1 protein-coding gene is annotated in these 1,496 nt (G+C 69.7%); it reads right to left on the bottom strand.

Going from position 1 to position 1,496, the window contains the following annotated elements; genetic code table 11:
• Positions 1-160: 160 nt before the first annotated feature.
• A complete protein-coding gene (locus tag ACFY0T_RS50275) occupies positions 161-1,399 on the bottom strand; it encodes an IS701 family transposase (RefSeq protein WP_388885984.1) in 1,239 nt (412 codons plus the stop codon).
• Positions 1,400-1,496: the final 97 nt, after the last annotated feature.

Below are 1,496 nucleotides of genomic sequence, written 5' to 3'. Positions count from 1 at the left end.
TTTCGCTATCTGGCCTGGTCAGAGGCGTCGTCCGGAGTGTAGTTGGCTGATGGCGTGTCAGGGGCGGTCTTGGCGGACCGCCCCTCCAACGAGTGGGTTCGTCGCCGGTAGTGGCAGTGGCGGGCGACGGCTTGGCGCCTGCGCCGCCATTGCGACCAGCTCACTGCGTGGATGCGAAGCGGTAGGCGGGGCCGGGGTGCGGGGCGAGTTGCCAGGAGCCGGCGGACTTCCGCCACGGTGAGCGGAGCCAGGGTGCCGGAACCGTTTCTGCATCCCCTTTTGCGGCTGCCTGGGCCGCCGTGGCCGCGAGAAAGGCGTGGGCGAGCATGGCCAGGGTGATGTGCCGCATCCAGCCGGTGTATCGGCGGACTTCGTACTGGTCCAGGCCGCATTCGTTCTTCGCGGCCTGGAAGCATTCCTCGATCGCCCACCGGCGCCCGGCGACCTGCACCAGCCGGTCGATGCCCGTGTCCACCGGGGCATAGCCGAGGTAATAGGCGATCTCGTCGGGCCTGCTGATGCTGCGGCGGGCCAGCGCCCAGCGTTGATGTGTGGGCCTGTCGCCGTCGAAGTCCTTGTTCACGGGGAGCTGGACGGCTGCCCAGTGGTAGACGCGCGGGCCCTTGGCGCCGTCGCCGCACGAGCGCCTCTCCCACGCCTCGTCCGGTGCCTGAGTGAACAGGTGGTCGATGCGGCCGAAGCGCGGCACCTGCTGGGACTTCGGGACGGCCAGGACGTAGCCGATGGCGGTCTCTTCCAGCAGGCGGCGGAAGCGCCATTCCTGGCCGTAGGCGGAGTCGGCTGTCACCCAGGCGATCGGCAGCGGCGAGGCGAGTGCGCGCAGCACCATCACGGTGGCCAGCTCTCCCTTGGTGGCGAAGGTCCGCTCGTCGGGGATCTTCGCGGCGCGGCAGCGGTCGCGGTCGTTTGTCCAGGACTTGGGCAGATACAGCTCGCGGTCCACCAGGGCCCGGCCGCGGGTGGTGGCGTAGGCGGCGAAGACGCCGATCTGGCAGTTTTCGGTGCGGCCGGCGGTGCCGGAGTACTGGCGCTGCACCCCGGCGGAGGTGGTGCCCTTCTTGACGAAGCCGGTGTCGTCGAGGATGAGTACCCCGTCGTCCTCGCCGAGTTTCTCGGCGACGTATGCCTGCAGGTCGTCGCGGACGCCGTCGGCATTCCAGGTGGCCCCGTTCAGCAGCCGCTGCAGGCCGTCAGGGGTGCGGTGGCCGGCGTATTCGGCCAGCTGCCAGCCGTTCTTGCGGCCGACCGGGCCGAGCAGGGCGCGGACGTAGTCCCGCATCCGGCGTCGCAGGTCGGCGCGGCCAAAGCGCTGGCCGATGCGGAGAAAGAGGTCGTCGAGTTCACGGTCCCAGGTCGCGTCCGCAAGGTCGTCGATCACGTTGGGAGGCTGCCCGGATCGCAGCCCACACAGTGCTCGATGCACTCGTTGGAGGGGCGGTCCGCCAAGACCGCCCCTGACACGCCATCAGCCAACT

This window comes from Streptomyces sp. NPDC001530 (assembly GCF_042894545.1).
Lineage (GTDB): Bacteria > Actinomycetota > Actinomycetes > Streptomycetales > Streptomycetaceae > Streptomyces.
The sequence above is the reverse complement of the archived record's forward strand: the minus strand, read 5'-3'. Positions and strand labels throughout refer to the sequence as shown.